The sequence below is a fragment of the Sphingomonas chlorellae genome (assembly GCF_056485145.1).
This window is the reverse complement of record NZ_JBQXXM010000004.1, coordinates 326,783-349,433: the sequence shown is the minus strand read 5'-3', so window position 1 is coordinate 349,433 and position 22,651 is coordinate 326,783. Positions and strand designations below refer to the sequence as shown.

General features: G+C 68.6%; 15 protein-coding genes. 7 read left to right on the top strand and 8 right to left on the bottom strand.

The window, feature by feature from the left end:
* Nucleotides 1–162 precede the first annotated feature (162 nt).
* Nucleotides 163–3,474: a TonB-dependent receptor gene (locus ACT3CF_RS13030; protein ID WP_478423393.1), complete on the bottom strand. Its 3,312-nt coding sequence runs from the start codon at nucleotides 3,472–3,474 to the stop codon at nucleotides 163–165.
* 172 nt (nucleotides 3,475–3,646) lie between these two features.
* Nucleotides 3,647–5,788 (bottom strand): NAD-dependent DNA ligase LigA, encoded by a 2,142-nt coding sequence (ligA, locus tag ACT3CF_RS13025; protein WP_478423392.1) that lies wholly within the window; start codon nucleotides 5,786–5,788, stop codon nucleotides 3,647–3,649.
* A gap of 149 nt (nucleotides 5,789–5,937) precedes the next feature.
* Between ligA and ACT3CF_RS13020 the strand changes: the two genes are divergently transcribed.
* Nucleotides 5,938–7,107, top strand: coding sequence for an MBL fold metallo-hydrolase (locus tag ACT3CF_RS13020; protein WP_478423391.1), 1,170 nt, complete (start codon nucleotides 5,938–5,940; stop codon nucleotides 7,105–7,107).
* A 159-nt stretch (nucleotides 7,108–7,266) separates the two neighbouring features.
* Entirely contained in the window at nucleotides 7,267–7,722 is a 456-nt protein-coding gene (locus ACT3CF_RS13015) for a hypothetical protein (RefSeq protein WP_478423389.1), read from the top strand.
* A 35-nt stretch (nucleotides 7,723–7,757) separates the two neighbouring features.
* Here the strand turns inward: ACT3CF_RS13015 and ACT3CF_RS13010 are convergent, their stop codons facing one another.
* Nucleotides 7,758–8,327 carry a DUF3617 domain-containing protein gene (locus ACT3CF_RS13010; protein ID WP_478423387.1) on the bottom strand — a complete coding sequence of 190 codons (570 nt, stop codon included), beginning with the start codon at nucleotides 8,325–8,327 and terminating at the stop codon, nucleotides 7,758–7,760.
* Nucleotides 8,328–8,383: 56 nt separating this feature from the next.
* On the opposite strand from ACT3CF_RS13010, the gene uvrB reads away from it, so the two are divergent.
* The 3 genes from uvrB to ACT3CF_RS12995 all read left to right on the top strand — a co-directional run bounded on the left by uvrB (nucleotide 8,384) and on the right by ACT3CF_RS12995 (nucleotide 11,753).
* The gene (gene uvrB, locus ACT3CF_RS13005; RefSeq protein ID WP_478423385.1) at nucleotides 8,384–10,579 is read left to right on the top strand and encodes an excinuclease ABC subunit UvrB; all 2,196 of its coding nucleotides are present in this window, start codon (nucleotides 8,384–8,386) and stop codon (nucleotides 10,577–10,579) included.
* 127 nt (nucleotides 10,580–10,706) lie between these two features.
* On the top strand, nucleotides 10,707–11,135 hold the full coding sequence (locus ACT3CF_RS13000) for a hemerythrin domain-containing protein (protein WP_478423384.1): 429 nt from the start codon (nucleotides 10,707–10,709) through the stop codon (nucleotides 11,133–11,135).
* A gap of 45 nt (nucleotides 11,136–11,180) precedes the next feature.
* Nucleotides 11,181–11,753: a hypothetical protein gene (locus ACT3CF_RS12995; RefSeq protein WP_478423382.1), complete on the top strand. Its 573-nt coding sequence runs from the start codon at nucleotides 11,181–11,183 to the stop codon at nucleotides 11,751–11,753.
* Between the two features lie 429 nt (nucleotides 11,754–12,182).
* On the opposite strand, the gene mutS is transcribed toward ACT3CF_RS12995, so the two are convergent.
* Nucleotides 12,183–14,759, bottom strand: coding sequence for a DNA mismatch repair protein MutS (gene mutS / locus ACT3CF_RS12990; RefSeq protein ID WP_478423505.1), 2,577 nt, complete (start codon nucleotides 14,757–14,759; stop codon nucleotides 12,183–12,185).
* A 107-nt stretch (nucleotides 14,760–14,866) separates the two neighbouring features.
* Here mutS and ACT3CF_RS12985 point away from each other — a divergent pair, with 107 nt between their 5' ends.
* Together ACT3CF_RS12985 and ACT3CF_RS12980 are read left to right on the top strand one after the other, a co-directional pair.
* A complete protein-coding gene (locus ACT3CF_RS12985; protein ID WP_478423381.1) occupies nucleotides 14,867–16,420 on the top strand; it encodes a hypothetical protein in 1,554 nt (517 codons plus the stop codon).
* Nucleotides 16,421–16,513: 93 nt separating this feature from the next.
* The gene (locus ACT3CF_RS12980; protein WP_478423379.1) at nucleotides 16,514–18,772 is read left to right on the top strand and encodes an NADP-dependent malic enzyme; all 2,259 of its coding nucleotides are present in this window, start codon (nucleotides 16,514–16,516) and stop codon (nucleotides 18,770–18,772) included.
* Nucleotides 18,773–18,867: 95 nt separating this feature from the next.
* On the opposite strand, the gene ACT3CF_RS12975 is transcribed toward ACT3CF_RS12980, so the two are convergent.
* The 4 genes from ACT3CF_RS12975 to aceA form a co-directional block, all read right to left on the bottom strand.
* A complete protein-coding gene (locus tag ACT3CF_RS12975; RefSeq protein ID WP_478423377.1) occupies nucleotides 18,868–19,656 on the bottom strand; it encodes an SDR family oxidoreductase in 789 nt (262 codons plus the stop codon).
* 46 nt (nucleotides 19,657–19,702) lie between these two features.
* On the bottom strand, nucleotides 19,703–20,848 hold the full coding sequence (locus ACT3CF_RS12970; RefSeq protein WP_478423375.1) for an acyl-CoA dehydrogenase family protein: 1,146 nt from the start codon (nucleotides 20,846–20,848) through the stop codon (nucleotides 19,703–19,705).
* A gap of 189 nt (nucleotides 20,849–21,037) precedes the next feature.
* Nucleotides 21,038–21,193, bottom strand: coding sequence for a hypothetical protein (locus ACT3CF_RS12965; RefSeq protein ID WP_478423373.1), 156 nt, complete (start codon nucleotides 21,191–21,193; stop codon nucleotides 21,038–21,040).
* Between the two features lie 14 nt (nucleotides 21,194–21,207).
* On the bottom strand, nucleotides 21,208–22,491 hold the full coding sequence (gene aceA, locus ACT3CF_RS12960; protein ID WP_478423371.1) for an isocitrate lyase: 1,284 nt from the start codon (nucleotides 22,489–22,491) through the stop codon (nucleotides 21,208–21,210).
* Nucleotides 22,492–22,651 lie beyond the last annotated feature (160 nt).

Below are 22,651 nucleotides of genomic sequence, written 5' to 3'. Positions count from 1 at the left end.
GCGCGGGAGGAGCAGGAGTCGGCACGCCTTGCCCTCTACCATCGCCGCCGGGGGGCGGCAAAGAGGGTTGCGATGCGCGCGGCGGCGGGGGGCGGGGGGCGTAAAAAAAGTGCCGGGCGGTTGGGCCGCCCGGCACATCAAGGACTGTCAGTTCGGCGCGGATCAGAAGGTGAAGCGCGCGCCGATGCGGATCAGGTACAGCGAGTTCGACGTCGAGACGACCGAGTCGTTCGGGTTCTTGTACGACGAATAGCGGTACTGGGCGCAGGTCTGGGTCGGCGCGGTGTTGACCGGAGCGAACGTGCCGCCCGCAGGGTTCGCCGAGCCCGGCGCCGAACCCGTCGGGACCGCCGCGCTGAGGCACTGCACCTGGACGACCGCCGACTGGTACGGGAAGCCGAGCTGACGCAGGCCGCCCCAGTTGTGGTTGATCAGGTTCGGCAGGTTCTCGATGTCGGCGAAGACCGAGATGCGCGACTTGCCGACGAAGGTCGGGATTTCCTGCTCGAGATGCAGGTCGATGCGGGTGAAGGCACGGGCGCGGGCGATGTTCTTCGGCGCGATACGGCCACGGAAGTCCTTCAGGCGCGTCGCGTTGATGAGGCCATCCAGCGCCGTCTGGGTCGCCGCCGAGTCATAGCTCACCAGCGGGTCGTTGGTGCCGGTCGGGACGTACAGCAGTTCGCGGGCATTGCTGCCGACGTTGTTCAGCGTACCGAACACCGGCGAACGGTTGCTGTTGTTGTCCTGCATCGTGAAGCTGTACGGGCGTCCCGCGCGGGTTTCGCCGAACAGCTGGATCGTCGTCTTGTAGTCGCCGAAGAAGGCGTGGTCGAAGCCGACATTGTACTTGAACGCCCACTTGGTCTGATCGCTCGACGTGCCATAGGCCGGCCAGTTCGGGTCGGACACGACCTGGTTGCCGTAGTTCGAGTTGATCGTCGACGAGGTCGCGTTCGACACGTCCTTGACGTCCTGCCAGGTGTAGCTGCCGCCGAACGACAGGCCCCAGTCGAACGTCTTGCTGAAGCGCACGTCGAAGATGTGGCTGCGGCCCTTCGAAGTGTTGGTCAGCAGGATGTCGTAGTTGTTGTCGCCGAAGCTGATCGCGCCGTTGTAGCGCGGACGACCATCGGGCAGCGTACCGACCGCAACCGAGCGGATGTCCTGGAACACCACCGCGTTGCGGGTACGGGTGAAGATATAGTCTGCACCGAAATCGATCCCGAAGACCGAATAGTCGGCCGACAGCGTCGCCTTCCACGACGAGGGCAGCTTGAAGTTGGGATCAAGCGCGCCCGTGCGCGTCGCCGCCACGGTGCCGCCGTTGGTGGCGTTGGTGACATACTGCGTCACCGACGACGGGATCGACGAGCCGGCGACGCCGTTGAGTGCTGCGGTGCAGATCGCGTTCGGCACGCCGTTGGTGCAGGTGTCGCCATTGCCGTTGCGGATGATCGAAACCTGGTTGGCGAGGATCGTGTTCGAGAAGCTGTTCGACAGATAGATGTCGGGCGAACCGCCGCCGAAGATGCCCACGCCGCCGCGGAACTTCAGGTTGCTCATCGGGCGATAGTCGAAGCTCAGGCGCGGCTGGAAGTTGTCCAGGCCCTTGTACGTCTTGAGGTTCGAGAAGCCGTAGCGCGACGTGAAATAGGGGTTGAGCGCCGGCTTGTCGCGCATGCCGTAGAGGTCATAGCGCACAGCGGCCGTGACGGTCAGTTCGTCGTTGACCTTCCATTCGTCCTGCAGACCGAACGACCACTGGTCATAGTGGAAGTTGGCGGCAGCGCCGTCTGCCTGGCCGTTGAGCGGGAGCGCGACGGTCAGCTGGCTGGCACGGCCCGCCTGGAAGTCGGCGAGCGAGTCGAAATAGAACGAGCCGGAGCTGTTCTGAAGGAAGTTGTTGTAGGTGCGGTTCTCGGCGAACTCGAACAGCGCCTGGATCTGGTGGTTGCCGGCCGTGTAGCGGCCGAGCAGCGAGCCTGCCCAGGTGTCGAAGAACAGCTCGTTGGTCTGACGGCTGACGTCCGGACCGAAGAACACGCGCGGCGTGCCGGTGCTGCAGGTGGTGTTGTTGGTGGTGTTCGCAGCGCCGCCCGGCGTCGTGGCGCCGGTCGGGTCGAGGCAGACGCCGAACTGGCCGAAGCCGCGGCCGAGCACCGGATCCTGGCCACGCTTGGTGTAGCGATAGATCAGTCGGGCTTCGGTCGAGAACTTGTCGCTCCAGTCCGAGTTCAGCTGAACGATGCCGGCGCGCAGCAGTTCGGTCAGCGTGTACGCGTTCGACGCCAGGCCCAGCGTCGGGCCGGTGTTCGACGTGCTGGTGTTCTGAAGGCTGGTCGAGCTGTCATAGGCGTTGATGTACGACAGCGAGAGGCGCTGGCCGTCGGTGACGTTCCAGTCGATGCGCGCGACGACCTTTTCGTCCTTCTGGTTGTTCACCGAGAGGACGTCGCCGGTGTCGTACTTGTAAACGCTCTTCGCAGTCGCCTGGATCGCCGACACCGCGCTGGCGGTCAGGTTCGGGATCTGGCTGATCGACGAGGTCGAGAAGGGACGGGGATCGGTGTTGCGTTCGCCCGAGATCATGAAGAACAGCTTGTCCTTGATGATCGGACCCGAGAGGGTCGCGCCATAGGTTTCGCTGTTATAGTCGGGAACGACGAAGCGGGTGCTGCCGATCCGCTTGCCCTGCCAGTTGTCACGGCTCTGCGAATAGAAGCCCGTGCCGTGGAAGCTGTTGCTGCCCGACAGCAGGACCGAGTCGATCGCGCCGCCCTGGAAGCCGCTCTGGCGGAAGTCATACGGTGCGATCGAAACCGAGACCTGCGCGATGGCGTCGAACGGGATCGGGCCGCGGCCGGTCGGGCTGGCGTCGGGGTTGAGGCCGAAGGTGTCGCCGACGGTCACGCCGTTGATCGTGAAACGGTTGAAGCGCGGGTTGACGCCCGCGAACGAAACGGCGCGGCTGTTGCTGAGGTCGAGCGTGGCGAACGGATCGCGGCGTTCGATGTCGCGGATGTCGCGGTTGATCGACGCGACCTTGCGGATGTCCTCGCGGTTGAACACGCTCTGCGGACCGTCCGAGCTCACGCCCGCGCCGCGGATGCGGCTGGCGGTGACGACGATGTCGCCCGATGCGCTGCTGCTCATCTCGATCGGCAGGTTATAGGGCTGGCCGACGACGGTGAACACGTCGGTGACGCTGGTGTTACCGCTCGCCGAGGTCACCTCGACGGTGAACGGGCCGCCGACGCGGAGACCCGACGAGCTGAAGCCGCCGTCCGAGTTCGTCACCGTGGTGGTCTTGGTGCCCGAGGGGACGTGCGTGATCGTCACCTGGGCGCCGGCCACGGGAACGCCGTCGGCGGTCACCGTACCCTGGATGGTGGAAGTCGTCTGCTGCGCCATGGCGGCGGCAGGAATCACAAGCGCGGCTGCAGCCACACCAGCATAAAGCATCGTGCGCATTGGTTAAGGTAGTCCCCTTTGGAGTGCTCAGTTTTGCACGCGGCAACGCGGTGCATTCACCGTCCCGGCCGCCCATGCGAGCTAATTATTGCGTTTGGATGACAGTCAACAGGGGTGTTGTGGCGACCCCCTGTTAACCTGCGATTCAGTTTCGCCGCGTTGCAAAAAAGCATCACCGGGCGGCGGTGACGATCGCCTGCCATTCGGCTTCGGTGATGACGCGGATGCCCAGCTCGGCGGCCTTTTTGAGCTTGGAGCCGGCGCCCGGGCCGGCGATCACCAGGTCGGTCCGGGACGATACCGACCCGGCAACGCGTGCGCCGAGGCGTTCGGCCTGGGCCTTGGCCTCGTCGCGGCTGAGCGTTTCGAGCGTGCCGGTGAAAACCAGCGTCTTGCCCGTGACTTCCGAGTCGCGCGATTCGACGACGAAGGGCGGCGGCGACACTTCGCGCAGCAGGTCGGCCCAGACGCTGCGGTTGTGCGGTTCGTGGAAGAAGTCGGCGAGCGCGTGGCCCACCGCGGCGCCGACATTCTCGACGCCGATGCGTTCGGCGATCGCCTTGTCGAGCCGGGTGCGGTGCTTCGCCTCGGTCTCCCCCAGCGCGGGCGGCGTGGCGTCGCGCAACGCGATCAGCGCGTCGGCGAGCGCCTCGATCTCGGGGAGGGTGACATAGCGCTTGAGCAGGTCGCGCGCGGTGATCGCGCCGACGTGGCGGATGCCGAGGCCGAACAGCAGCCGGGCGGCATCGGGCGCGCGCTTGGCCTCGATCGCGGCGATGAGGCCGTCGACCGACTTTTCCTGCCAGCCCTCGCGCCCGAGCAGATCGTCGCGGTAGCGACCGAGGCGGAAGATGTCGGCCGGTTCGACGATCCAGCCGAGGTCGAGCAGCTCGATCAGCGTTTTCTCGCCCAGTCCGTCGATGTCGAGCGCGCCGCGGCTGACGAAATGCTTGAGCCGTTCGAGCCGCTGCGCCGGGCAGATCAGCCCGCCGGTGCAGCGGACATCGACCTCGCCCTCCTCGGCCACCGCTTCGGACTGGCAGATCGGGCAGTGGGTGGGGAAGTGCCAGTCGGGCCGCGGCGCGTCGCGGGTGAGGTTCTCGACGATCTGCGGAATCACGTCGCCGGCGCGCTGGAGCACGACGCGGTCGCCGGGGCGCACGCCCAGCCGCGCGATCTCGTCGGCATTGTGGAGCGTGGCGTTGCTGACCACGACGCCGCCCACCGTCACCGGCGCGAGCCGTGCGACGGGGGTGAGCTTGCCGGTGCGGCCGACCTGGATGTCGATCGCCTCGAGCGTCGTCTGCGCGCGCTCGGCGGGGAATTTGTGCGCGAGCCCCCAGCGGGGTGCGCGGCCGACATAGCCGAGCCGCGCCTGCCAATCGAGCCGGTCGACCTTGTAGACCACCCCGTCGATGTCGAACGGCAGGTCGGCGCGGCGCGCCTCGATCGCGCGATACTGGGCAAGCGCATCGTCGAGCGTGGCGGCGTGGACGAACAGGTCGGAGACGGGGAAGCCCCAGTCGCGGATGCGCGCGATCGCGGCGAACTGGGTCTCGGCGAGCGGTTCGCTGAGCTCGCCCCAGCCCCAGGCGAGGAAGCGCAGCGTGCGCGTGGCGGTGACCGCGGCGTCCTTTTGCCGGAGCGAGCCCGCCGCGGCGTTGCGCGGATTGGCGAAGCGGCGCGCCTCCTTGCCCGCCGCCTCGGCCTCGGCGAGCAGCCGGGCATTGAGCGCGGCGAAATCGGCCTTGGCCATATAGACCTCGCCGCGCACCTCGCAGACCGCGGGGGCGCCGGCGATCCGCGCCGGAATGTCGGCAATCGTGCGGACATTGGCGGTCACGTCCTCGCCCACCCGGCCGTCGCCGCGCGTGAGCGCCTGGACGAGCACGCCGTCCTCATAACGAAGCGAGCAGGACAGGCCGTCGATCTTGGGTTCGGCGGTGAGTTCGACGGGCGCGTCGTCGGCCAGCTTGAGGAAGCGGCGGACGCGGCCGAGGAAGTCGGCGATGTCCTCGTCCGAAAAGCCGTTGTCGAGGCTGAACATCGGCTGCGCATGCGCGACCTTGGCGAGATGCCCCGCGGGTGCGGCGCCGACCTGGCGCGAGGGGGAGTCGGCGCGGACGAGATCGGGAAAAGCGGCCTCGATCGCGGCGTTGCGCCGGACGAGCGCGTCGAAATCGGCGTCGCTGATCTCGGGCGCGTCCTCGCTGTGATAGAGGCGGTTGTGGTGCGCGATCGCGGCGGCGAGGCGTTCGAGCTCGGCGGCGGCGTCGAGGGGCGTGTCGGGCAGGTCGGCGGCGCGTTCGGTCATGCCCCAGGCGTTAGGAAGCCGCGGCGGCGTGATCAAGCGTCTCGCGCACCGCCCGGCGCGACGGCGCGCACCACCGCTCCGGCGCAACCGCACCGGCACGGCCGCGCGACCGGCTTGATCGCGGCGCCGTCATCCGCAATCAAGCAGCGATGCGTCTGATCCGCCTGCTCGGTGCCGCCCTGCTGTGGCTGGTCGTCCTGATTTGCCTTGCCGCGACGGTGGTGCCGTTCTTCCTCGACCGCATCTATTATCGCGGGCCGGAAAGCGCGCATTACGACGGCGCGCGCTTCTTCAATCCCGACGGCGAGGACAATGGCGGCGCGCGCGGGACCGGCGGGCGGGCGAACATGGCGGCGCGGTTCCTGTTCGGCGATCGCGAGCGCCCGACCTGGCCCGAGACGGTGCCGGTGACGCCGACGCGGCCCCCCGCGCGGGTGGCGGGCGACCGGATGCACGTCACCTGGATCGGCCATGCGACCGTGCTGGTGCAGACGCAGGGCCTCAACATCCTGACCGACCCGGTGTGGAGCGACCGCGCCGGCCCGTTCGGGATCGGCCCGCGTCGCGTCGCGGCGCCCGGGGTGCGGATCGCCGACCTGCCGCCGATCGACCTGGTGCTGGTGAGCCACAATCATTACGACCATATGGACCTGGCGACGCTGAAGGCGCTGTGGAAGCGCGACCGGCCGCGGATCGTCACCGCGCTGGGCAACGACCACGTCATCGCGCAGGCGGGCGTGCCCGCACGCGCGCTCGACTGGGGGCAGCAGCTGGCGGTGCGGCCGGGGATCGAGGTGGCGGTGACGCGCAACCACCATTGGAGCAGCCGCTGGTTCACCGACCGCAACCGCGCATTGTGGTCGAGCTTCGTCGTGCGGCTGCCCGGGGGGAATTTCTTCTTTGCCGGCGATACCGGCGCGGGCGACCTGCGCTGGCCCGCCGAGGCCGCCGCGCTGGGGCCGGTGCGCTTTGCCGCGCTGCCGATCGGCGCGTTCCGCTTTCGCCCGGGCCAGATGGGGATCGACAGCCATGTCGGCCCGTATGACGCGATCCGCGTGTGGCAGGGGCTGGGCCAGCCCGAGGCGCTGCCGATCCATTGGGGAACGTTCCGCCTGTCGTGGGAAGGCTATGAGACGCCGCCGCGGCTGCTTGCGGCGATGCTGGTCTGCGCGCGGACCGACGGCCAGCGCTTTGCCGCGCACCGGATCGGTGCGGGGTTCGACGTGCCCGCGATCGACGCTGCGCGGCGGCCGACGCCGCCCGACCTGGCCGCGATCGCGGCATGCGGGCGGGCGGGGCGCTTTGCCGGGCTGCGCTGATTGCCGTCGTGCGCCGATTGCCGTGCGCGCGTGACGCAGGCGTAACGACCCGCGTCCCTCCGTATCAAAACGGGTGGGGCGGCGCGCGGCGGGAACTTGAGGCGAGGCGGCGGCTCGCCTAAGCACCACGCGGCCGATTGGGGAGGGGCCGCGCCCGCCATGAACGACCGCGCGCTGTCTGCGACGCGCCTTTATGACACGAGCATCGACCGCGTCGGGCTGGCGCTGGGCGCCGGCAGCCTGCTGGGCGGGCTGATCGTCGCGGTGCTGACCGCGTGGGGCGGGCAGCATTCGCCGATGGCGCTGGTGCTGAGCTGGGCGATCGGCAGCGTTTTCGTCGCGATCGGGATGACGGCCTTTGGCGGGCCGATCTGGCTGGTGATGCACCTGGCCGGGCTGCGCCGGCCGTGGCATGCCGCGCTGGTGGGGGCGGTGCCGCTGTTCGTGCTGCTGGCGGGCGTGCAGGGGCTGGGCAGCGCGCCGCTGATCGACACGCGCGACTGGATCGTGCGGACGGCGGCGACGCTGGGCAACGCGGCGCTGCTCGCGCTGCTTGCGGCGGCGATCGCGCTGGTGATGTGGCGGATCGCCTATCGCCGCGTCACCGGCGGCTGACCGCCGTCCGGATCAGCCCCGAACCGCCTCCCGGATCAGCCGCAGTCGCCGACGCGTTCGCCGCGGGCGCGCATCCGGATCGACATTGCGCCGGGGGTGCCGGGCTGGCCCGTCTGCTGGTCGATCGCGACGTCGAAGCCGGTCGTGCCGCTGGTCCCCTGAAGCCCGATCCGCGTCGTCGTCGCGCCCTGGGTGCAGGCGAGCCGCGCGTCGATGCGCCCGCCGCGCGCCGTATAGCGTTCGAAGGTGCACGTTCCCGCGACGCGGGTGAGCGCGTCGAGATCGACGGGCTTGAGTTCCTTGGCGGTGCGGCAGCTCGTCCGGTCGATCTTCTGCTTTTCGAGCGCGGCCTGGGTGGGCGCGCGCTGCGCCTCGGGCAGCCCCGAAAGATCGGCGGCGAGCACGTCCGAACGGAAGCGCCACTTACCCGGCTGCATCGGCGCGTGCGACTGCGCCGCCTTGATCAGGCCGGCGACCTCGTCGGTCGAGGCGTTGGCGACATCGATCTCGCCGGTCTGGGCGGCGCGGCGCTCGGCCGCCGACTGGCAACCGGCCAGCGCGAGCCCCGGAAGTGCGGCCAGGGCAATCAGGATCGAACGGCGCATCAACGGCTTTCCCCAAATGCTTTTCGCGGCTGCGCTCACACCCCATATTGTCGGCGATGGCAATCCAGATTCGCACCAGCCTCGCCGAGCCGGAAACCGGCCAGAGTTTCGTTCCGCACCGCCCGCAGCGGCCCGACAAGGCCGAGGGGGGCAAGCGATTCAAGCTCGTCTCGGACTATGAACCCTCGGGCGACCAGCGCTTCGCGATCCCCGAACTGGTCGAGCAGGCGCGCGCGGGTGAGCGCGACCAGGTGCTGCTCGGCGTCACCGGATCGGGCAAGACCTATACGATGGCCAAGGTGATCGAGGAGCTGCAGCGCCCGGCGCTGATCCTCGCGCCCAACAAGATCCTCGCCGCGCAGCTCTATGGCGAGTTCAAGAGCTTCTTTCCCGAGAACGCGGTCGAGTATTTCGTCAGCTATTACGACTATTACCAGCCCGAGGCCTATGTGCCGCGCTCGGACACCTACATCGAGAAGGAAAGCTCGATCAACGAGGCGATCGACCGGATGCGCCACGCGGCGACCCGCTCGCTGCTGGAGCGCGACGACGTGATCATCGTTGCCTCGGTCTCGTGCCTCTATGGTATCGGCTCGGTCGAGACCTATTCGGCGATGATCTTCGACCTGAAGAAGGGGCAGGTGGTCGACCAGCGCGAGATCATCCGCAAGCTGGTGGCGCTCCAGTACAAGCGCAACGATGCAGCCTTCGGGCGCGGCGCGTTTCGGGTGCGGGGCGATAATCTCGAGCTGTTCCCGTCGCACTATGAGGATACCGCCTGGCGGATCAGCTTCTTCGGCGACGAGATCGAGGAGATCGTCGAGTTCGATCCGCTGACCGGCAAGAAGGTGGCGAGCCTCGATTATGTCCGCGTCTATGCCAACAGCCACTATGTGACGCCGGGGCCGACGCTGAAGCAGGCGATGGAGGCGATCCGCCACGAACTTGCCGAGCGGCTGAAGGAGCTGGAGGCCGAGGGCAAGCTGCTGGAGCTGCAGCGGCTCGAGCAGCGGACCAATTTCGACCTGGAGATGATCGCGGCCACGGGCAGTTGCGCGGGCATCGAGAATTACAGCCGCTTCCTCACCGGCCGCCTGCCCGGCGAGCCGCCGCCCACGCTGTTCGAATATCTGCCCGAGAACGCGCTGCTCTTCGTCGACGAGAGCCACCAGACGATCGGCCAGATCAACGGCATGGCGCGCGGCGACCATCGGCGGAAGATCACGCTCGCCGAATATGGTTTCCGCCTGCCGAGCTGTATCGACAACCGGCCGCTGCGCTTCAACGAATGGGACGCGATGCGGCCGCAGACGGTGTGCGTTTCGGCGACGCCCGGCGGGTGGGAGATGGAGCAGACCGGCGGCGTGTTCGTCGAGCAGGTGATCCGCCCGACCGGGCTGGTCGACCCGCCGGTGGAGATCCGTCCGGTCGAGGAGCAGGTGCAGGACCTGATCCAGGAGTGCAAGGCGACCGCCGCCAAGGGCTATCGCACGCTCGTCACCACGCTGACCAAGCGCATGGCCGAGGACCTGACCGAGTATATGCACGAGGCGGGGATCAAGGTCCGCTATATGCACAGCGACGTCGAGACGCTGGAGCGCATCGAGCTGATCCGCGACCTGCGCATGGGCGTGTACGACGTGCTGATCGGCATCAACCTGCTGCGCGAGGGGCTCGACATCCCCGAATGCGGGCTGGTGGCGATCCTCGATGCCGACAAGGAAGGCTTTCTGCGGTCCGAGACCTCGCTGATCCAGACGATCGGCCGCGCCGCGCGCAACGTGGACGGGCGCGTGATCCTCTATGCCGACCGGATGACAGGGAGCATGGAGCGCGCGCTGGGCGAGACCAGCCGGCGCCGCGAGAAGCAGCTGGCGTACAATGCCGAACACGGCATCACGCCGGAGACGGTGAAGAAGAATATCGGCGACATCATCGCGCACGTCGCGTCGAAGGACCAGGTGACGGTGGAGATCGACGCCGATCGGCCGCACATGGTGGGCCACAACCTGCGCGCGTACATCGAGGAGCTGGAGAAGAAGATGCGCGATGCCGCCGCGAACCTGGAGTTCGAGGAGGCGGGCCGGCTGCGCGACGAGATCCGCGCGCTCGAGGCCGAGGAGCTCGGCCTGCCAGACGCCGAGCGCAAGGCGCCAGTCATGGGTCGTTCGAACGAAGGAAAGCCGGGGACGCGCAAGACCAGATACGGCAAGGTTCAGAAAACCCGGATGGCACGCGGTCGGCCGCATTAACGATAATAGATGGTTAATTCATTGCAGCGCCGTTTCGGGTGCGTGTTTTTCTGGAATATTTCGGAGATTCGCGTAGAGTAATTGCGTGGCGCCTGTGCTGCGATAGGCCGATGGTAGGGTATCGCGTATGCAGCTGATCGTCGAGTTGAGCGATGAACATCGCGAATTGGCGGATCATGCGGCCTATCTGCGTCATGTCGTGAGCGCGCCGGTGCCCGATCCGGCGGCGGTCGCGGCGCTGCGCTGGCGTTTCGTCCAGTTGCTTCACGATCATTGCGTGCGCGAGCAGCGCCAAGTCTATCAGCCGCTGATGGGATCGGGCGACGCGGTGGCGAGCGGGATCGCGTTGCGTTGCGACGAGGATTTCGGCCAGGTCGCGCAGGCGTTCCGCGACTATGTCGCCGACTGGCCGATCGGGCGGATCGCGCATGACTGGGCGGGTTTCGGCGCGGCGACGCGCGCGACGCTGGGGCTGATCGCGGCGCGAATCGAAGCCGAGGAGCGCGAACTCTATCCGCAGGCGCAAAGGGTGCTGGGCGCGCGCCGGGCCGCCTGAGCCGCGGTTGAGCCGATCGGCCAGTTCGCCCATAAGGCGCGGATGTTGCGCCGATCGCCCGTTTCCCTTCCCGCCCGCCGTTCCGCCGCGCTGCTGTCGGCGCTGTCGGCCGTGCTCGGGGCATGTACCGCAGTGCCGACCGCCGCACCCCCGATCCCCGCCCGTCCGGTGCCGGTGCCCGTCGTCACCCCGCCGCCCGCGCCGGCGCCTTCGAGCGACTGGCGTGACTGGCCGTTGACGCCGGGCGACTGGTCGTACCGCCGCGACGCGCGCGGCAGCCTGGCGCTGTTCGGCGTCGGCGGAACCGCGGCGCAGGCGATGCTGCGTTGCGACGTCGCGCGGCGGCGCGTCTATCTGTCGCGGCTGCCCGGCGCGGCGGTGCCTGCGGCCTCGGCTACGCTGTCGATCCGGACGAGCAGCGTCGTGCGCGCGGTGGCGGCGGTGGCAGGCAGCGGCACCCCCGCCTATTGGGTGGCCGAATTCGACGTGCGCGACCCGCTGCTCGACGCGATGGCGTTCAGCCGCGGGCGGTTCGTGATCGAAACCGCGGGCGCGCCGCGGCTGGTGATCCCGGCCTGGGCCGAGGTGTCGAGGGTGATCGAGGATTGCCGGGGCTGACGCCGCCGGGCGCGTGCTGCAACGCCGCGAAAGGGGCGGCGCGGCCGGTTTCGGCGAGGGTCGTGAGAATCGCACCGAATAGGGGAAAGAACAAGACTTGTTCTGCGACTCGGCTTGATTCACTCTCGAGTCGTGCCCCGGGTGGCACATGGCTCTTCAACCAGCGAAAGGAGGTGATCCGATGTCTCATGGTTCAGCAATGAGGTCGGTTCAGTTCGTTCGGGAGACGCGCCGCTGAGCTGAGGCCGGACGGCCCATCGCCGTCCGCGCGCCGGGCGGGAGGTATCCCCCTCCAGTCAACGCCCGTCCGCTTCCAGGCTCTGCGGCCCGCATGGTCTCCCGTGCTGGAGCTTCCGGCCGCTGACCATGTCGGAGGTCGCCGGATCCCTTGGCTGGGGTCCGGCGGCCTCTTTCATTTGGGGCGCCGGGCTATTCGGCGGCGAGCTGCTTGAGCCGATAGAGCTGGTCGAGCGCCTCGCGCGGGCTGAGCGCGTCGATATCGAGCGTGTCGAGCGCGTGGCGCAGCGTATCGACCTTTTCCTCCTCGGCATGCGCGGCGGCGGCGAAGAGGGGCAGCTCGTCGAGCCCCGCTGCCAGTCCGCCGGTCTTGGCGCGGCCGGCTTCCAGCTTGTCGAGCACCGCCTTGGCGCGCTTCACCGTCGCGGGCGGCATGCCGGCCAGCCGCGCGACGGCGATGCCGTAGCTGCGGTCGGCCGGCCCCTCCGCCACCTCGTGGAGCAGCACCAGCTCGCCCTTCCATTCGCGCGCGCGGACATGGTGGAGCGTCAGCGCGTCGCAGCGCTCGGCGAGCCGGGTCAGTTCGTGATAATGCGTCGCGAACAGGCAGCGGCAGCGATTGTCCTCGTGGATCGCCTCCACCACCGCCCAGGCGATGGCGAGCCCGTCATAGGTGGAGGTCCCGCGGCCGACCTCGTCGAGGATCACGAAGCTGCGCGGCGTGGCCTGCGCCAGGATGGCGGCGGTCTCGACCATCTCGACCATGAAGGTCGAGCGGCCGCGGGCGAGATTGTCCGACGCGCCGACGCGGCTGAACAGCCGGTCGACCAGCCCCAGCGTCGCGCGGGTGGCGGGGACATAGCTTCCCGCCTGCGCCAGCACCGCGATCAGCGCGTTCTGGCGCAGGAAGGTGGACTTGCCGCCCATGTTCGGCCCGGTGACGAGCCACAGGCGCGAGTCCTCGGACAGCTTGCAGTCGTTCGCGACGAACCGGCCCCCGGCGCGCGCCACGGCGGCCTCGACCACCGGATGCCGGCCGCCCTCGATATCGAAGCAGCGATGCTCGACGAGTTCGGGCCGCGCCCAGCCGCCCTCGGCCGCGCGCTCGGCGAGCCCGGCGGCGACGTCGATGCGGGCGAGCGCGTCGGCGGTGGCGGCGATCGCCTCGCGGCGGGCGAGCGCCTGGGCGGTGAGGTCTTCCAGATGTGCGGCTTCGGCCGAGAGGGCATGGGCGCCCGCCTGCGTCACCTTCAGCGCCACGTCGTGCAGTTCGGGCGCGTTGAAGCGGACGACGCCGGCGAGCGTCTGGCGATGGGTGAAACCGCTGTCGGGCTTCATCAGCGCATCGGCGGCGCGCGCCGGCACCTCGATATGATAGCCGAGCACGCCGTTATGGCGGATCTTGAGCGCGGCGATGCCGGTACGCGTGCGATATTCGCCCTCGAGCGCGGCGATGGCGCGGCGGCCGCCCGCGCCGGCGTCGCGCAGATCGTCGAGCGCGGCGTCATAGCCTTCGGCGATATAGCCGCCGTTCGCGGCGTCGACCGGGGGTTCGGGCACCAGCGCGCGGCCGAGCAGGTCGATCAGCGCACCGTGGCCGCGAAGCTGCGGCGCGAGTTCGCGCAGCAGCGCGGGCGCGTCGGCGATGTCGTCGATCCGCTCGCCGAGCCGCCAGGCGCCGTCGAGCCCGTCGCGCAGCTGGCCGAGGTCGCGCGGGGAGCCGCGCCCGGCGGCGAGGCGGCCGAGCGCGCGGCCGATATCGGGCAGCGCGCGCAGCGTCGCGCGGATGCCGTCGCGAAGCCCCGCATCGTCATGGAATAGCGTGACGAGATCGAGCCGCGCGTCGATCGCGGCGCGGTCCATCAGCGGTGCGGCGATGTCGGCGCCGAGCAGCCGCGCGCCGGCGCCGGTGACGGTGCGGTCGACCGCATCGAGCAGGCTGCCCTTGCGGGTGCCGGCGGCGCTGACGGTGAGTTCGAGGCTTTCGCGCGTCGCCGCGTCGATCGCCATCGCCGCTTCGGCGCGGCTGACGCGCGGCGGGCGGAGGAAGGGGAGCGAACCCTTGGCGGTATGCTCGAGATAGGCGACGAGCCCGCCCGCTGCCGCCAGCCCGGCGCGCGAGAACTGGCCGAAACCGTCCAATGTCGCGACGCCGAACAGCCGCCTGAGCCGCGCCTCGCCGCCGCTGCTGTCGAAGTCGATCTTCGGACGCAGCGCGGTGGCGAGTTCGGCGAAGTCGGTCGCGTCGCTGGCGATCGTCTCGGCCGGGTTGAGGCGGGCGAGTTCGGCGCCGAGCCGCGCGGCATCGGTTTCGATCAGCTCGAACCGGCCGGTGGAGATGTCGGCGCAGGCGATCGCGACCCCGCCGCCCGCCTCGCCCACCGCGACGCACCAGTTGGCGGTGCGGCTGTCGAGCAGCGCCTCTTCGGTGAGCGTGCCGGCGGTGACGACGCGGACGATCGCGCGCGCCACCAGCGCCTTTGATCCAGCGCGCTTCTTCGCCTCCTCGGGCGTCTCGGTCTGGTTGGCGATGGCGACGCGGTGGCCGGCCTTGATGAGCCGGGCGAGATAGGCCTCCATCGCGTGCACGGGCACGCCGCACATCGGGATCTTTTCGCCCTCATGCTCGCCGCGTGCGGTGAGCGCGATGTCCAGCACGCCGCTCGCGATCTTTGCATCGTCGAAGAACAGCTCGAAAAAGTCGCCCATCCGGTAGAAGAGCAGGCAATCCCCCGCTTCTTCCTTGAGCGCGAGATACTGGGCCATCATCGGGGTGGGGGCAGCAGACATGGCTCCTCCGCTACCGGATGCGGAGGGGGAGGCACAAGCCGCGGCCATGGGATGACGGCTGCGGAAAGCGGGGATAAGGCGTGGCGATGCGACCGGATCCGTCGAACGAGATGATTTTGTTCCCCTTGCGCCGTCGCTGGATCGCCGCGATCACGCTGCTGTCTGCCCTGCCGTTTCTGTTCGTTCGCATCCCGCCGCTGATCGACGTGCCGGGGCATATCGGGCGCTATGCCGTCGAACTGGCGCCGCCGGGCAGCCCGATGCTGCGCTATTTCGCGTTCCACTGGGTTCCGGCGCCGAACCTTGCCGCCGACCTGCTGGTGGTTCCGCTGGCGCGGCTGCTGGGGCTGGTACCGGCGGTGTGGCTGTTGTGCGCGATCATCCCGGGGCTGACCGTCGGTGCGCTGCTGATGCTTGCGCGGCGGCGCAATCCCGGCGGGGCCGGCGCGCTGCCCTGGGCCCTGCTTTTCGTCTACAATCTCTGGTTCCTGTACGGTTTCCTCAATTTCTTCCTGGTTGCCGCGCTGTCGCTATGGGCGGTGCTGCTGTGGGAAGCGCTCGACAAGCGGCGGCGACTGCGCGCGGCCCTGTTCGTGCTGCTGACGCCGATCCTGTTCGTCGGACACGCGGTGGGCGCCCTGCTGATGGTGGTGTGGATCGCGAGCCTGACGCTGGCGGCGCGGCTGGAGGCGGGCGGGCCGGGGGCGCTGCGCGATCCGCGCGCATGGATCGGCGCCGCCGGGTCGCTCTGGCCGTTGGCGAGCGGGGCGCTGCTGCTTGCGGTTGCCCCCGGCGGCGGCGGCGTCACGCGCTGGGACTTTCTCGACAAGCTGGATGCGGTTGCCACAGCACTTCAGGACCAGAATCGCTGGCTTGACCTGGCAAGCGTGGTCGCGGCGTTGGCGGTGTTCGTGCTCGGCTGGATCTGGCGCGCGCGCTTGCGTGGCGGCAATGCGCTGATCGTCGTCGCGACGCTGGCGCTGTTCGTTGCCGCGCCCGGCGTTCTGGGCGGCGCGGCGCGGGTCGACGGGCGGTTGCTGCCCTTTGTGCCGATGCTCGCCTTCGTCCTGCAGGACTGGCGCGAGGTGCGGCCGGCGCAGCGGCGCTGGACGGCGCGGGTCGGCTGGATGCTGCTGCTCGTCCGTTTCACCGTCACCACCGTCAGCTTCGCGGGCTATGCCGAAAGCTATCAGCGCGAGCTCGCGGCGCTCGACCATGTCGCGGTCGGATCGCGCGTCCTGAACCTCAGCCTGGTCAATTGTCGCGGCGACCAATGGCGACGCGAGCGCACCGAACATCTCGCCAATCTGGCGACGCCGCTGCGTCAGGCATGGGTCAATGCGCACTGGACCAACGGCGCGCTGCAGTTGCTGCAGGTCACCTATCAACCGCGCGGCTATGCGCACGACCCGTCGCAACTGATCGTCGGCGAGCATTGCGTGGATCGGGCGGTCCCGTTCGAGCGACGGTCGCGTCACGGGCTGGTCGAGAGCCTGCCCCGGCTGCCGCTCGACCAGGTCGACTATCTGTGGCTGATCGGGACCGACCTGCCGCCCGGCGTGCGCGACCCGCGGCTGGTGCCGGTCTGGCGATCGGGGCGCAGCGCGCTCTATGCGGTGCGTGGCGGCGCAACGACGTAGGGGAAAGCACGGAATCATGCTTCTGTGGTTTGCAATCGCCGTCCCGGGCTGCTTTAGGAACGCAAAGTCTCTACAGAATTAGGAACCGAGCGGATGGCCGAAGAGAGCAACGTCCAGTTTTCCGACCGCGAGGCGCTGCGCTACCATGCCGAAGGCCGCCCCGGTAAGATCGAGATCGTCGCCTCGAAGCCCATGGCAACCCAGCGCGACCTGGCGCTGGCCTATTCCCCCGGCGTCGCGGTGCCGGTGCGCGCGATCGCCGAGAACCCGGCGAGCGCCTATGACTATACCGCCAAGGGCAATCTGGTCGCGGTGATCTCGAACGGCACGGCCATCCTGGGGCTGGGCAATCTGGGCGCGCTCGCCTCGAAGCCGGTGATGGAAGGCAAGGCGGTGCTGTTCAAGCGCTTCGCCGATGTCGACTCGATCGACCTCGAGCTCAAGACCGAGGACGTCAACCGCTTCATCGACGCGGTCGAACTGATGGAGCCGAGCTTCGGCGGCATCAACCTGGAAGACATCAAGTCGCCCGAATGCTTCGTGATCGAGCAGACGCTGCGCGAACGGATGAACATCCCGGTGTTCCATGACGACCAGCACGGCACCTCGATCATCGCGGCGGCAGGGCTGATCAACGCGCTCCACCTGACCAAGCGTTCGATCAAGGAAACGCGCGTGGTCATGCTGGGCGCGGGCGCGGCGGCGATCGCGTGCGCCGAGCTGATCAAGGCGATGGGGCTGCCGCACGACCATCTGCTGATGGTCGACCTGAAGGGCGTGATCTATCAGGGCCGCGAAGACAGCATGAACCAGTGGAAGTCGGCGCACGCGGTCGCGACCGACAAGCGCACGCTGGCCGAGGCGTTGCAGGGCGCCGACGTGTTCATGGGCCTGGCCTCCGCCAACGCGCTGCCGCCCGAACTGCTGGCGACGATGGCGCCCAACCCGATCATCTTCGCGATGGCCAATCCCGACCCGGAGATCAGCCCGCCGCTCGCCAAGGCGACGCGGCCCGACGCGATCATCGCGACCGGGCGTTCGGATTATCCGAACCAGGTCAACAACGTGCTGGGCTTCCCGTTCATCTTTCGCGGGGCGCTCGACGTGCGCGCGACGACGATCAACGACGCGATGAAGATCGCCGCGGCCGAGGCGATCGCCCATCTCGCGCGCCAGCAGGTGCCCGAGGAGGTCGCCGCCGCCTATGGCACCAGCCACAGCTTCGGCCCCGAATATATCATCCCGGCGCCGTTCGACCCGCGGCTGATGGAGATCGTTCCCGTCGCCGTCGCCAAGGCGGCGATGGAGTCGGGCGTCGCGACCAAGCCGATCGAGGATTTCGACGCCTATCGCCAGGGGCTGCGCGCGCGGCTCAACCCGACGACGTCGGTGCTCAGCCTCGCCTATGAGGGCGCGCGGGCGCACCCGAAGCGCGTGATCTTTGCCGAGGGCGAGGAAGAGGTGGTGCTGCGCGCCGCGATCGCGTTCCGCGAGGGCGGCTATGGCACGCCGGTGCTCGTCGGGCGTGAATCGGTGCTCGACCGGCTGCGCGAGCTGGGGGCGGACCCCGCCGATTTCGAGCTGCACAACAGCGTCAATTCGCCGCTGGTGCCGGCGATGATCGACTTCCTTTATGCCCGGCTGCAGCGCCGCGGCTATCTGCGCCGCGATATCGAGCGGCTGGTCAACCGCGACCGCAACATCTTCGGCGCGCTGTTGCTTCAGCTGGGCGAGGCCGATGCGATGATCACCGGCGTGACGCGCACCTATGCCGAGACGATGCGCCAGGTGCGGCGCGTGATCGACCACCAGGAAGGGCGCGTGCCGTTCGGGGTGCATGTGCTGGTGGGCCAGTCGCACACGGTGTTCATCGCCGACACGACGGTCAACGAGCGGCCGAGCGCCGAGGAACTGGCGCGGATCGCCGAGGGCAGTGCGCAGGTGGCGCGGCGGATGGGCCACGAGCCGCGCGTGGCGTTCCTGAGCTATTCGACCTTCGGCAACCCCGAGGGCCAGTGGCTCGACAATATCCGCGGGGCGGTGAAGGTGCTCGATGCGCGGGGCGCCGAGTTCGAATATGAAGGCGAGATGTCGCCCGACGTGGCGCTCAACCCGCGGCAAATGGCCAATTATCCGTTCGCGCGGCTTTCCGGCCCGGCGAACGTGCTGATCATGCCCGGGCTCCAGTCGGCCAATATCTCGGCCAAGCTGCTGCGCGAACTGGGCGGTGATTCGATGATCGGGCCGATGCTGATCGGCATGGAAAAGCCGGTCCAGATCGCGCCGATGACCGCGACGGCGAGCGAGCTGGTGACGCTGGCGGTGCTCGCGGCGGGCGGCATCGCGCGCTGAAAACCGGCCGGCGGGCGGCGGAAACGCCGCCCAATCGCCGGCCGGATCGCGCATTTTTCGCGCAAAACGCGTCGTTCGCGTGAACCGCGGCGACGTCAGCCGTCGATGCTGAGCCCAAGGGCCGCGTTGACGAGTCCGCCGTCGACCGTGAGCGTGTCGCCTACAACATAGTCGCCCGCGCGGCTGGCGAGATAGATCGCGGCCCCCGCCATATCCTCGTCATGGCCGATGCGCCGCGCCGGGATCGCGCGCGATACCGCGTCGCCATGATCGCGCGCCGCCTTGTTCATGTCGCTGGCAAAAGCGCCCGGCGCGATCGAGGTGACGTTGATGTGATCGCGCACCAGCCGCGCCGCCATCCGCTTGGTGAGATAGATCAGCGCCGACTTGGACGCGTGATAGCTGTAGGTTTCCCACGGGTTGAGCCGCTGGCCGTCGATCGAGGTGATGTTGATGACCTTGGCCGGGCGATCGGCGGTGCCCGCGGCCCTGAGCAGCCCGTGCAGCGCCTGGGTGAGGAAGAAGGGCGACTTGACGTTGAGGTCCATCACCTTGTCCCAGCCCTTTTCGGGAAAGGTCTCGAACGGCTCGCCCCAGGCGGCACCGGCATTGTTGACGAGGATGTCGAGCCGCGGTTCGCGCGCGGCGAGGTCTTCGGCGAGCGCACGGCAACCCGCGACGGTCGAGACGTCGTGCGGCAGCGCGACGGCGTTGGGCCCGAGCGCCGCGGCGGCTTCGGCGCACGCATCCGCCTTGCGCGACGAGACATAGACCCGCGCGCCCGAGGCGACGAACCCCGCCGCGATCATCCGGCCGATGCCGCGCGAGCCGCCGGTGACGAGCGCGACGCGCCCGTCGAGGCGGAACAGACTGGTGACGTCCATGGTGTTTTCCCTCTCCTGATCCTGATGGGGTCGCGGCGCGGGCGGGTCAGCCGCCGCGCCGCAGCGTTTCGCGCGCGATGATGAGCTGCTGGATCTGGCTGGTGCCTTCGTAGATCCGGAACAGCCGCACGTCGCGATAGAGGCGTTCGATGCCGTAATCGGCGATATAGCCCGCGCCGCCGAAGATCTGGACGGCGCGATCGGCGACGCGGCCGACCATCTCGCTGGCGAAATATTTGGCGGCGGCGGCCTCCATCGTCACCGCCGTGCCGGCATCGCGCGCCGCGGCGGTTTCGAGGACGAGCGCGCGCGCGGCGAGCGTTTCGGTCTTTGAATCGGCGAGCATCGCCTGGATGAGCTGGTGCTCGGCGATCGGCTTGCCGAACTGGCGGCGCTGCTGCGCATAGCCGACGCAATCGGCGATCAGCCGTTCGGCGATGCCGACGCAGACCGCGGCGATGTGGAGCCGCCCGCGATCGAGCACCTGCATCGCGATGCGGAACCCCTCGCCCTCGGCGCCCAGCCGGTTGGCGGCGGGGACGCGGACATCGTCGAACACGACGTCGGCGACGCGCGCGCCCTTTTGCCCCATCTTGCGTTCGGGCTCGCCGACCGACACGCCCGCAAGGTCGCGCGGGACGAGAAAGGCCGACACGCCGCGGCCGCCGGGTTCGTCGCCGGTGCGCGCCATCACGGTGAAGAGCTGGGCCTTGTCGGCATTGGTGATGTAGCGTTTGGTGCCCGAGAGCCGGTAGCCGTCGCCGTCGCGCACCGCGCGCGTCTGCACCGCGCCCGAATCGGAGCCGACATCGGGTTCGGTGAGCGCGAAGCTGGTGACGATCTCGCCGCTGGCGATCCGCGGCAGCCATTCGGCCTTTTGTTCGGGCGACCCCGCGATGACGAGCCCCTGGCTGCCGATGCCGACATTGGTGCCGAACGCCGAGCGGAAGGCGGGGGTGGTATGCCCCAGCGCCATCGCGACCTGCACCTCCTCGCCCATGGTAAGGCCGAGCCCGCCATATTCGGGGTCGATCGACAGGCCGAACAGCCCCATCGCCTTCATCTCGTCGACCAGTTCGGGCGGGATCGCGTCCGCGGCCTCGACCGCCGCCTCGAGCGGGCGCAGCCTTTCGGCGACGAAGCGCCGGATCGTCGCGATCAGCGCGTCGAACAGCTCGGGTTCCAGTGCCATCCTCTTCCAGCCCGTTCCTTTTGTTCTAAGCGGGCAGGGTATCGAGCGATAAAGCGGCGCGCAAGCCGTACCCGATCTTCCAAACCGCGCAGGCAAGGCGAGCGGGCGGCGCAGGCAAACGAAATGCCCGCCGGAACCAGGTTCCGGCGGGCACCCTTTCCTCCCCAGGAAAGTCGGGTCTCGTCCGCGTTACGAAACGCGGCCGAGGCGATGGTAGAGATTGCTGTACTTCACCGATTCGGGCGTATCCTTGACCTGCTGGAGGTGCGACGCGACGGCGGCGCGCAGCAGGCGGAAATCCTCGGTCGAAAAGACGGCGCGGCTGCGCGGCGGTTCGTTCGACATATGCTCTACTCCTCTCACGCGGCTTGCATGTTGAACTGGGCAGTCTCGGTCGATTCGGCGAGCGCGGTCGTCGAGCTCTCGCCGGCGGCGACGGCCTGCGAGATCGCGTCGAAATAGCCGGTGCCGACTTCGCGCTGGTGGCGCGTCGCGGTGTAGCCGTTCGCCTCGGCAGCGAATTCGGCCTGCTGAAGCTCCGAATAGGCCGCCATGCCGCGATCGCGATAGCCGCGGGCAAGCTCGAACATGCCGTAGTTGAGCTGGTGGAAGCCCGCGAGCGTCACGAACTGGAACTTGTAGCCCATCGCGCCGATCTCGCGCTGGAACTTGGCGATGTCGTCCTTGTCGAGGTTCTTTTCCCAGTTGAAGCTGGGCGAGCAGTTATACGCCAGCATCTTGTTGGGATATTCCTTCTTGATCGCCTCGGCGAAGCGACGCGCATCGTCCATGTTCGGGTGGCTGGTTTCCCACCACAGCAGGTCGGCGTGCGGCGCGAAGGCGAGCCCGCGCTTGATGCAATGATCGACGCCGGTGCCTTCCTTGAGGCGGAAAAAGCCCTCGGCGGTGCGTTCGCCGGTGAGGAACTCGCGGTCGCGTTCATCGACGTCCGAGGTGATGAGGCGCGCCGATTCGGCATCGGTGCGCGCGCAGATCACGGTCGGCACGCCGCTGACGTCGGCGGCGAGGCGCGCGGCGTCAAGGTTGCGGATGTGCGCCTGGGTGGGGATCAGCACCTTGCCGCCGAGATGGCCGCACTTCTTCTCGCTGGCGAGCTGGTCCTCATAGTGCACGCCCGCCGCACCCGCGGCGATGTACGCCTTCATGATCTCGAAGCAGTTGAGCGGACCGCCGAAGCCGGCCTCGGCATCGGCGACGATCGGCGCGAACCAGTCGCGCTGCGCGCCGCCTTCCATATGCTCGATCTGGTCGGCGCGCTGGAGCGTCGCGTTGATGCGGCGCGCCAGTTCGGGACCGGCATTGGCGGGATAAAGCGACTGGTCGGGATACATCTGCCCCGCGGTGTTGGCGTCGGCCGCGACCTGCCAGCCCGACAGATAGATCGCCTTGAGCCCCGCGCGGACCATCTGCATCGCCTGGTTGCCCGAGAGCGCGCCGAGCGCATGGACATAATCCTCGTTGCGGAGCAGTTCCCACAGCTTGAGCGCGCCGCGCCGCGCGAGCGTGTGTTCGACCGCGACCGAGCCGCGCAGCTTCGCCACATCCTGCGGCGAATAGGGGCGTTCGATCCCCTCGAAGCGGCCTTCGGGTGCGGGAACCAGATCTTCGAAGCGCAGCGACATTGTGGCATCCTTCACAAGTGAACCAAAGTTGAGGCGAGATAACGCGCATTTTCGAGTCGCGTACACGCGGTTTCGCGCTAGAACGGGGTCTGGCGGTGCGCGGCCACGGGGTTGCGGACTGTCAACGTGTAAAGTAATTACAGAAGGGCGGCGCGGGATG